Origin of the sequence: Streptomyces mexicanus (assembly GCF_902506575.1) — a bacterium.
In the GTDB taxonomy this organism is placed as follows: Bacteria; Actinomycetota; Actinomycetes; order Streptomycetales; family Streptomycetaceae; genus Streptomyces; species Streptomyces mexicanus.
The window spans coordinates 598,985-608,884 of sequence record NZ_LR732544.1 but is presented as its reverse complement, the minus strand read 5'-3'; the positions used below and the strand labels follow the sequence as shown (position 1 = coordinate 608,884).

General features: G+C 73.3%; 11 protein-coding genes. 8 read left to right on the top strand and 3 right to left on the bottom strand.

Annotated features, from left to right (window positions below; all coding sequences use genetic code 11):
* Positions 1–99 precede the first annotated feature (99 nt).
* Complete coding sequence (locus GV126_RS02810; protein WP_159662374.1) at positions 100–1,002, top strand: LysR family transcriptional regulator; 903 nt, start codon at positions 100–102, stop codon at positions 1,000–1,002.
* Between the two features lie 64 nt (positions 1,003–1,066).
* Here the strand turns inward: GV126_RS02810 and GV126_RS02805 are convergent, their stop codons facing one another.
* Positions 1,067–1,597 (bottom strand): Rieske (2Fe-2S) protein, encoded by a 531-nt coding sequence (locus GV126_RS02805; RefSeq protein WP_159662373.1) that lies wholly within the window; start codon positions 1,595–1,597, stop codon positions 1,067–1,069.
* A gap of 118 nt (positions 1,598–1,715) precedes the next feature.
* Here GV126_RS02805 and GV126_RS02800 point away from each other — a divergent pair, with 118 nt between their 5' ends.
* From GV126_RS02800 to GV126_RS02770, 7 genes are all read left to right on the top strand, one after another.
* The gene (locus GV126_RS02800; protein WP_159662372.1) at positions 1,716–2,480 is read left to right on the top strand and encodes a HipA family kinase; all 765 of its coding nucleotides are present in this window, start codon (positions 1,716–1,718) and stop codon (positions 2,478–2,480) included.
* A gap of 11 nt (positions 2,481–2,491) precedes the next feature.
* Positions 2,492–2,926 (top strand): DUF3037 domain-containing protein, encoded by a 435-nt coding sequence (locus tag GV126_RS02795; RefSeq protein ID WP_236570225.1) that lies wholly within the window; start codon positions 2,492–2,494, stop codon positions 2,924–2,926.
* 153 nt (positions 2,927–3,079) lie between these two features.
* Positions 3,080–3,841 (top strand): 3-oxoacyl-ACP reductase FabG, encoded by a 762-nt coding sequence (fabG, locus tag GV126_RS02790; protein WP_159662370.1) that lies wholly within the window; start codon positions 3,080–3,082, stop codon positions 3,839–3,841.
* Positions 3,842–3,852: 11 nt separating this feature from the next.
* Entirely contained in the window at positions 3,853–4,620 is a 768-nt protein-coding gene (locus GV126_RS02785) for an SDR family oxidoreductase (protein ID WP_159662369.1), read from the top strand.
* A 248-nt stretch (positions 4,621–4,868) separates the two neighbouring features.
* Positions 4,869–6,446 carry an ABC transporter substrate-binding protein gene (locus tag GV126_RS02780; RefSeq protein WP_185946814.1) on the top strand — a complete coding sequence of 526 codons (1,578 nt, stop codon included), beginning with the start codon at positions 4,869–4,871 and terminating at the stop codon, positions 6,444–6,446.
* Positions 6,447–6,540: 94 nt separating this feature from the next.
* Positions 6,541–7,224, top strand: coding sequence for a uracil-DNA glycosylase (gene ung, locus GV126_RS02775; protein WP_159662367.1), 684 nt, complete (start codon positions 6,541–6,543; stop codon positions 7,222–7,224).
* Positions 7,225–7,427: 203 nt separating this feature from the next.
* The gene (locus tag GV126_RS02770; RefSeq protein WP_159662366.1) at positions 7,428–7,946 is read left to right on the top strand and encodes a hypothetical protein; all 519 of its coding nucleotides are present in this window, start codon (positions 7,428–7,430) and stop codon (positions 7,944–7,946) included.
* 728 nt (positions 7,947–8,674) lie between these two features.
* Here GV126_RS02770 and GV126_RS02765 read toward each other — a convergent pair.
* Both GV126_RS02765 and GV126_RS02760 read right to left on the bottom strand, forming a co-directional pair.
* Positions 8,675–9,190, bottom strand: a complete 516-nt coding sequence (locus GV126_RS02765; RefSeq protein ID WP_159662365.1) for a DinB family protein — start codon at positions 9,188–9,190, stop codon at positions 8,675–8,677.
* A 27-nt stretch (positions 9,191–9,217) separates the two neighbouring features.
* Positions 9,218–9,865 carry a TetR/AcrR family transcriptional regulator gene (locus GV126_RS02760; protein WP_159662364.1) on the bottom strand — a complete coding sequence of 216 codons (648 nt, stop codon included), beginning with the start codon at positions 9,863–9,865 and terminating at the stop codon, positions 9,218–9,220.
* Between the last annotated feature and the right edge of the window lie 35 nt (positions 9,866–9,900).

Here is a 9,900-nt window from a genome sequence, read left to right as displayed (position 1 = left end):
GTTCGGAGACGGTCGTGGCGCTCATGCTCGTACGATGCCCGACCTGCACCTCGTAGCACAATCGAGAAAACACGCGCGGTATCTCGTAGCATCGCTTACATGTTGAACCTGGAGCGCCTGCGCACCCTCGACGCCCTCGCCCGGCACGGCTCGGTGAGCGCGGCCGCCGACGGCCTGCACGTGACCACGTCGGCCGTCTCCCAGCAGATGGCCAAGCTGGAACGCGAGGTGGGCCAGCAGCTCCTGGCCAGGAACGGCCGCGGGGTGCGGCTCACGGACGCCGGCCGGCTGCTCGCCGAGCACGCCGCCCGGATCCTGTCGCAGGTGGCACTCGCCCAGTCCGACCTGGAGGCCCAGCGCGGCAAGGTGGTCGGCGAGCTGCGGCTCGGCGCGTTCCCGACCGCCGCGCGCGGCCTCTTCCCGGCGGCGCTGGGCCATCTGCGCGACCGGCACCCGGACCTGCGGGTCACCTCCACCGAGGTCGAACCCGCGCCCGCCGTGCGCGCCGTGCTGCGCGGCGACGTCGACCTGGCCGTCGTCCTCGACTGGTACAACAAGCCGCTGCCCGTGCCCGAAGGGCTCAGCCGTGCCGCGATCCTCGACGACCCCGCCGACGTGGCCCTGCCCGCCACGCACCCGCTCGCGGACCGCGCCGAGGTCGAGCTGGAGGACTTCGCCGACGACGACTGGATCACCTGGGGCGACGCCGAGTTCTGCCACGAGTGGCTGCTGGACACCCTGCGCTCCCAGGGCGTCGAGCCGCGCATCGCCCACCGCGCCGAGGAACACGCCACCCAACTGGCTCTGGTCGGCGCGGGCCTCGGGGTGTGCGTCGCGCCCCGGCTCGGACGGGGGCCGCTGCCCGCCGGGGTGCGGACCGTTCCGGTGCGGGAGGCGGTACGGCGGCACATCTACGCGATCTGGCGTGCCGACGCCGATCGCCGGCCCTCGATCCGCGCCGCCGTCGAGGCGTTGCGGGTGGCGGGGGAGCGGATCGGCTGACGACGGCGGGAGGCCCGTGCGCGTGTCCCGCCGCGGCCTGGCTCGACGCCTCGGGCTCGACGCCTCAGGCGAGCTTGATCTCGTCCCCCGACACGGAGATGGTCCGGGCGGGCAGCGGCCGGGTCGCCGGGCCTTTGCGCACGCTGCCGTCGGCCGTGGAGAACGCGCTGTGGTGGCACGGGCAGGTGATCATGCCGCCGGTGATCCCGGTCACGGCGCAGCCCTGGTGGGTGCAGGTCGACGAGAACGCCTTGAACTGCCCCTTCGTGGGCTGGGTGACCACCACCCCGTGCTCGGCGAAGATCTTGCCGCCGCCCTCAGGGATGTCGGCGGTCCGCGCCAGCACGGCACCGGAGGAGCCGGCCGCGGCGCCGGCACCGCCCGATCCGGCCGCCGCGCCGGCTCCGTCGGAGCCGCCGCTCGTCCCGCTGCCGTTGCGGGTGGTGGCCGAACCGGACGAGGCCGTCTCGTCCGAGCCGCACGCGGCCAGTGCGGCGGCGAGGCCCACGGCACCCGCCGCCACGACGCTGCGGCGGGCCGGTGACCCCTGAGGCTGAGGTGATGCGCTCGATGCGCTGGTCGATCCGACGGACATCCCGACGTTCCCTTCGCAAGGCGTGTGCCGTATCCGGTGCGCCCAGGGGTACGGCCGCGGGCCGCCGAGCGTTCAGGCGAGCGCCCGGACCGCGCCGAGACCCCAGTAACCTGGGGCGATGCTGAAGGAAGTCAACGCGACCCGCTTCATCACGCCGTTGCGTGAGGGCGGCTCGCTGCCGGGGCTCGTCGAGGCGGACGACTTCGGGACGTACGTGCTGAAGTTCACCGGCGCCGGGCAGGGCCGCAAGACGCTGGTCGCCGAGGTGGTGTGCGGCGAACTGGCCCGCCGGCTGGGCCTGCGCGTGCCGCGCCTGGTGACGATCGGCCTCGACCCGGTGCTCGGGGTCGGCGAACCCGACGAGCAGGTACAGGAGTTGCTCAGGTCCAGCGGCGGAACCAACCTCGGGATGGACTTTCTCTCCGGCGCGCTCGGCTTCGACCCGCTCGCCTTCCCGGTGGAGGCGGAGGAGGCCGGGCGGATCCTCTGGTTCGACGCGCTGGTGAACAACGTGGACCGCTCCTGGCGCAACCCCAACCTGCTCAGGTGGCGCGGCGAGCTGTGGCTGATCGACCACGGCGCGACCATGATCTGGCACCACAACTGGCCGGGCGCCGAGGCGTCCGCCGCCCGCCCGTACGACGCCTCCGACCACGCCCTGGCGCCCTTCGCCCCGGACGTCGCGGCCGCCGCGGCCGAGCTCGCGCCGCAGGTCACCGAGGACCTGCTCGCGGAGGTGACGGCCGAGATCCCCGACGCCTGGCTGAGCGGCGAGCCCGGCTTCGACACACCGGACGACGTGCGGCGGGCCTACGCGCGCCCGCTGCTGGCGCGCGCCGCCGTCGTCCACGAGCGCATCACCGGCATCGAGGGGGCCAAGTGAGCGACCACCCGATTCTCGGCGGCCGCCAGGCGGGCGAACGCCACATCACCCGGGCCGGCCAGGGCGGCGGGCGGGACGTCTTCGAGTACGCCCTGCTGCGCGTCGTGCCCCGGGTGGAGCGCGGCGAGTGCATCAACGCGGGCGTGATCGTCTACTGCCGTGCCCGCTCCTACGTCGGCGCCCGCACCCACCTCGACGAGGCGCGGCTGCTCGCCCTCGATCCCGCGGCGGACGTCGCGGGGGTGCGGGCCGCGCTGCGTGCCGTGGAGGGGGTGTGCGCCGGCGGTGAGGCGGCCGGGCCGGCGGGCGGCGACGACGCCGGGCGGCGTTTCCGCTGGCTCGTCGCGCCCCGCTCGACGGTTCTGCAGCCCGGCCCGGTGCACACCGGTCTGACCGCCGACCCGGACGCCGAGACGGAGCGGTTGCTGCGGCTCCTGGTGAGGTAATGGATCACATCGTCCCGGTGTCCCGTTGACACCGGGTGCCGGGGCTTCTAGCGTCACGTCTGCTGAAGGTACTAAGCGGTCGCTCACCGCACATCAGACCGGGTTCTCTCACGGGACCGGACCGGGTTGTCTCTAGGGCGAGGAGAAACAGCAATGTCCACCACTGAGCAGCGGGTAGCCGTCGTCACCGGTGCCGCGCGCGGCATCGGCGCCGCCACCGCCGTACGACTGGCCGCCGAGGGGCGCGCGGTCGCCGTCGTCGACCTCGACGAGTCCGCCTGCAAGGACACCGTGGAGAAGATCACCGCGGCCGGGGGCCGGGCCGTCGCCGTCGGCGCCGACGTCTCCGACGAGGCACAGGTCGAGGCGGCCGTCGCGCGCGTCGTCGAGGAACTGGGCGCGCCCACGATCCTGGTCAACAACGCGGGCGTGCTCCGCGACAACCTGCTGTTCAAGATGAGCGTGTCCGACTGGGACACCGTCATGAACGTGCACCTGCGCGGCTCGTTCCTGATGACCCGTGCCTGCCAGAAGCACATGGTGGACGCGGGCTTCGGCCGGATCGTCAACCTCTCCTCGTCCTCGGCGCTCGGCAACCGCGGCCAGGTCAACTACTCGGCCGCCAAGGCCGGTCTGCAGGGCTTCACCAAGACCCTCGCCAAGGAACTGGGCAAGTTCGGCATCACCGCCAACGCCGTCGCCCCCGGCTTCATCGCCACCGAGATGACCAAGGCCACCGCCGAGCGGGTCGGCATGGGCTTCGAGGACTTCAAGGCGGCGGCCGCCACCCAGATCCCCGTGCAGCGCGTCGGCGAGCCGGAGGACATCGCCAACGCGATCGCCTTCTTCACGGGCGACGCGGCCGGCTTCGTCTCCGGCCAGGTGCTGTACGTCGCCGGCGGACCGCTCAACTGAGGAACTCGTACATGACTTCCGTGGAACTCCCCGAGCTCTCGGGCAAGGTCGCCCTCGTCACCGGCGCCAGCCGCGGCATCGGCTACGGCGTCGCCGAGGCGCTGGTGGCCCGCGGCGACCGGGTGTGCATCACCGGCCGCAACGAGGACTCCCTGAAGGAGGCCGTCGAACGGCTCGGCTCCGAGCGGGTGATCGCCGTCGCCGGCAAGGCGCACGACGAGGCCCACCAGGCCGAGGCCGTCGCACGCGTCATGGAGGCGTTCGGCCGCGTCGACTACCTGGTCAACAACGCCGGGACCAACCCGGTGTTCGGCCCGATCGCCGACCTCGACCTGAACGTGGCGCGCAAGGTCTTCGAGACCAACGTCATCTCCGCGCTCGGCTTCGCCCAGCGCACCTGGCACGCCTGGCAGAAGGACAACGGCGGCGCGATCGTCAACATCGCCTCCGTCGCGGGCCTGGCCCCCTCGCCCTTCATCGCGGCGTACGGCGTCAGCAAGGCGGCGCTGATCAACCTGACCCAGCAGCTGGCGCACGAGTTCGCGCCCAAGGTGCGGGTCAACGCGATCGCGCCGGCGGTGGTGAAGACCAAGTTCGCCGCGGCGCTGTACGAGGGCCGGGAGGAGGAGGCGGCCGCCTCCTACCCGCTGGGCCGGCTCGGGGTGCCCTCCGACATCGGCGGCGCGGCGGCGTTCCTCACCTCCGCGCAGTCCGACTGGATCACCGGGCAGACGCTCGTCGTGGACGGTGGCATCTTCCTCAACGCCGGGGTGGGCTGAGCACCCGGGCGCCGGGGCGGGCCGACGTCCCCGGCGTCCGTACCGGTTCGACGCGGATCCCCGCCGCCCTCTTGACGGCAACGGCCCCGCCCTCGTGGCGGGGCCGTTGCCGTCAGGCCGTGGCGGGGCATGACAACGTCGTCCATCACGCGCTGATCAAGACCTGTCCGGCACGGGATCGACGGGCGGAAAGCCGCGGTATGGTCTGCCGACCTTGGTGCTGGTACGGCGGATCGAGGAGCGTGCGCGTGTTCAACCGGAACCGATGCCTGCGGCCTGCGGCGGCGATCGCGTCCCTGTCCCTGCTGGCCGGATGCGGCGTCCTGTCCGACGACGCCTCCGACGGCGAGAGGCCCATCACGGTCGGGACGACCAGTGCGCCCAGCACCCTGGACCCGGCGGCCTCCTGGGACGGCTCGTGGGAGCTGTTCCGCAACATCTACCAGACGCTGCTGGCCTACCCGAACGGCGCGACCACGCCCCAGCCCGACGCCGCGCGCGCCTGTTCGTTCACCGACGCCTCCGACCGCGTCTACCGCTGCGAGCTGCGCGCCGGGACGACGTTCGCCGACGGCCACCCGCTGGACGCGCGCGCGGTGAAGTACTCCATCGACCGCATCCGCGCCATCGACGCGCCCGGTGGTCCCGCCGGGCTGCTGGGCAGCCTGGAGGAGGTGCGCACGTCCGGCGACCGGGAGGTCGTCTTCCGGCTCAACAGGCCCGACACCACCTTCCCGTTCGTCCTCGCCACCCCGGCCCTGTCGATCGTCGACCCGGCGGAGTACTCCACCCACACCGTCCGCAACGACGACAAGGCCTTCGGCTCCGGCCCGTACACGCTGAAGTCGTACCAGGAGGGCCGACGGGCCGAGCTGGTCAGGAACAGCCGGTACAAGGGGTACGCCGAACGCAGAAACGACGCGGTGACCATCCGCTACTTCCAGGACTCCGCGAGCATGGTCAAGGCGCTGCGGGACCGGCGGATCGACGTCACCTACCGCGGCCTGGCCGCCGACGACATCATCGCCCTGCAGGGCAGGGAGGCGAAGGACCTCCAGCTCGTCGAGGGCGCCGGGGCCGACATCGACTACCTGGTGTTCAACCCGAAGGACCCCTGGGCGGGCCGGCCCGCCGTGCGCCGGGCCGTCGCCCAGGTCGTCGACCGTCCGGCGCTCGCGCACACCGTCTACAAGGACACCGTCGACCCGCTGTACTCCATGGTCCCCAAGGGCCTGACCGGACACACCACGGCCTTCTTCGACCACTTCGGCGACCCCAGCGTGCCCAAGGCGCGCCGGATCCTCGCCGAGGCCGGCATCACCGGGAAGGTCCCGCTCACCCTCTGGTACACCACCGACCGCTACGGCTCGCAGACCGCGCTGGAGTTCCAGGAGCTCGAGCGGCAGCTGGAGGGCTCCGGCCTGTTCACGATCACGTTGCGGAGCCGGCCCTGGAAGTCGTACGTGGCGGGGTACCAGAAGGGGGAGTACCCGGTGTTCGGGCGGGGCTGGTCCCCGGACTTCCCCGACGCCGACAACTTCATCGCCCCGTTCGTCGGGCAGCACAACGCCCTCGGCACGCCCTACCCCTCGCCCGAGATCACCAAGGCGCTGCTGCCCGAGACGCGCCGCGTCAGCGACCGCGCGGCCGTGGTCGAGCAGTTCGAGCAGGCCCAGCGGATCATGATGGACGACGCGCGGCTGCTGCCGCTGTGGCAGGGCAAGCAGTACGTGGCGGCCGGCGACGACATCTCCGGCGGGGAGCGGGCGCTCGACCCGTCGTCGATCATGACGATGTGGGAACTGTCCCGCAAGACCAGCTGGTAGCGGGCGGACGAACCGGGGGCGCGGGGCCGTTGTCAGTGGTCGCCTGTAGGTTCAGTGGCCTGGAAGTGACCGCACACCGTCGAAGGATGTGGACGTGACCGACATCGCCATGCTGCCCGAGTCCTGGCGCGGGGTTCTGGGCGACGAACTGCAGCAGCCCTACTTCGAGGAGCTGACCGAGTTCGTCGAGAAGGAGCGGGCGAACGGTCCCGTGTACCCGCCCCGCGAGGAGGTCTTCGCCGCGCTGGAGGCCACGCCCTACGACAAGGTGAAGGTGCTCATCCTCGGGCAGGACCCGTACCACGGCGAGGGGCAGGGCCACGGCCTGTGCTTCTCGGTGCGTCCCGGGGTGCGGATCCCGCCGTCGCTGCGCAACATCTACAAGGAGATGCACGAGGAGCTGGGCACGCCGATCCCGGACAACGGCTACCTCATGCCGTGGGCCCGGCAGGGCGTGCTGCTGCTGAACGCGGTGCTCACCGTCCGTGCCGGCGAGGCGAACTCCCACAAGGGACGCGGCTGGGAGAAGTTCACCGACGCGGTGATCCGCGCGGTGGCCGACCGGCCCGACCCCGCGGTCTTCGTCCTGTGGGGCAACTACGCCCAGAAGAAGCTCCCGCTGATCGACCAGAGCCGGCACGCGGTCGTCAAGGGCGCCCACCCCTCCCCCCTGTCCGCCAAGAAGTTCTTCGGCTCCCGCCCCTTCACCCAGATCAACGAGGCGGTGGCCCGCCAGGGCCACGAGCCGATCGACTGGCGGATCCCGGACCTGGGCTGAGACACAGCCCGGCGCGCCCGGCCGGGGGCGGGCGCGCCGGGGCCGGCTGCCGGTGGTGCCGGCTGTCGTCGCCGGGCGTGCCCGGGGCGCCGGCCGCCGAGCCCGCGTGGGACGTGTCTGTCGTGTCCCGGGCCGCCTGACCTGGATCGCCCACGGCTGCGGATAGCGTCGTAGGCGTCGGTCGGGACAGGGCTGGAGGCCGGGTGACGGAACGACAGGAGCAGGCGGCGTCGGACGCCGTGCTGACGCGGATCGGTCAGAGCGTGCTGCTGCACCATGCCGGGGACCGCGAGGAGGCGCGGCTGCGGTTGCTCGATCTGTGGCACGAGATCGGTGAGGACGGCGATCCGCTGCACCGCTGCACGCTGGCCCACTACATGGCCGACACCCAGGACGACCCCGCGGACGAGCTGGCCTGGGACCTCAGGGCGCTGTCCGCCGCGGAGGAGCTGAGGGACGACCGGCTCGCCGGCCACGAGGGCGCGCCCGCCGCCCGCGCCCTCTACCCGTCCCTCCACCTGGACCTCGCCGCGGACTACGCGCGACTCGGCCGTGCGGAGGCCGCCCGCAGCCATCTGCGCCGCGCCCGGGCCGCGGCGGACACCCTTCCCGAGGACAGCTACGGCGACGGCGTCCGCGCGGCGATCCAGCGGCTGGAGGTGCGGCTGGGCGAGATGGGCGACCCCGGCGAGCCGGGCGGGCCGCCCCGGCAGCGCTCCTGAGGCCACGGCGCGGGGCGCGCCGTACCCGGCCGGGGCGTGCGGTACCCGGCTGGCGGGTCAGCGACCGAAGGTCTGCCCGCAGATCTTCGCCTCCGGACTGTCGGGCCGCCAGTGGCCGTACTGCCTGCCGAGGGAGCACAGGCCCGGATTCCTGGGCGCGGGAACCGGCCCGGGAGGGGCGGCCGCAGGCGCCCCGCTGTGAGGGGTTCGGTGCGGACGGTGCGGCCGGGGCACCGGGTGCGGCGGCCGGTGGTCGGGGGAGTGCGGGGCCGGTGCCGCGTGCCGGGGCGCCCGGTCGGGCGGGGCGGCGTCGGCCCCGGCAGCCGGCCGGTGGCCGGGACGGGCGGTCGGATCGGAGCCGGCGGAGGGGCCGGTCCGTTCCAGCGCCTGCCGGGGCGGTTCCTGCCGGGATGGTGCCTGCCGCACGGCCGGCGGAGCGGCGCCGCCGTCCGGGCGTGGGCCCGGCGGCCGGGCGGAAGCCGCCGCCGGCCCGGGCTCGGGCACCCGCGGAACCGTGACACAGCCGGTGAGGGCCGAGACGGCCACGGCCGCGGTGACCAGGAGGGTTGCGGTGGTCGTCGTTCGCTGCACCCGCGCCACTCTGCTGGCTCCGGCCGGGCGGCGACCGGCGGACGGGCCGAGGATGCCCCGCACGGGTGATCTCCGGCCCCGTGAGGAGGGGACGCGGCGCCCCCGGCTGACGCCGGGCCGCGCCCGGAAGGCCGGTCTCAGTCGCCCTTCGCACCGTCGATGCGCTCACGGAGCAGGTCGGCGTGCCCGTTGTGGCGGGCGTACTCCTCGATCATGTGGGTGTAGATCCACCGCAGAGTGAACGGCTCGTCGGTGAACCGGCTCTTGCCCTGGGACACGTCGTCCAGGCCGAAGCGGGCCGCGTTGCGGCGCGCGGCCTCGATCTCCGCCTGCCAGGCGGCGTGGGCCTCGGCGAAGGTGTCGGAGTCGGTGACGTGGAAGTCCCGGTCCTTGTCCTCCTCGGTGCAGTAGAGGTAGCCGACGTCCTCCCCGGCCAGGACCTTGCGGAACCAGCCGCGTTCCACCTCCGCCATGTGCCGCACCAGCCCCAGCAGGGTCAGGTCGGACGGCTGCGCGGAGGCGGTCCGCAGCTGTTCGTCGGTCAGGCCCTCGCACTTCCATGCCAGCGTCCGGCGGTGGTAGTCCAGCCAGCCCTCCAGCATGGTGCGTTCGTCGGCGTTCAGGGCGGGCTCACGGCGCTCGGTCGTCGTCATGTCCCGATCCTGTCCCGTCCGCGCCCGTCACACCACGGGTTTTCCCGCGCCGGTCATCCCCTCCAGCAGCTCGCGCAGTCCGGCGCGCACCTCTTCGAGACCCGGCACCCGCGTGTGGAAGGTCCCGGCGACGCACGAGAACATCAGCCCGTCCGCCCAGGCCACCAAGGACAGCACATGCCGCTCCGGCGTGGTCGAGCCCAGCGCCCCGACCAGCGCGCCGAGCTGCTCGCGGAAACGGGCGCCGGCCGCGTCGAAGTAGGTCCGCAACTCCGGGCGGCGCGTGGCCTCCAGGGCGAGTTCGTAGCGGGCGAGGGTCAGCTCGCGGTTGCGGGTCAGCGCGCGGTGCGTGGCCAGCGCCAGGGCGTCCACCACGGAGTCCAGCCCCCCGGTGCGCGGATCGGGCAGCTCGTGCAGGGCCAGGACCCGTGCCTCCCGCTCCGCCAGCCGTCGCACAGCGAGTTCCAGCAGGGCCTGGCGGGTCCGCGCGACGTTCGAGGTCGAGCCCTGCGGCAGCCCGGCGGCCTCGTCGACCGCCCGGTGCGTCAGGCCGCGCATGCCGCGCTCGGCGAGCAGGGCGAGCGCGGCGTCGGCGACGCGCTCGGCACGCGAGGACTCCGGCGTGGACGCCGAGGCGGTCGAAGGCGCGGATTCGACCGGGGGCGCGGTGTTCACCGGGTCGGCCGGGGGCTGGCCCTTTTACACATCTC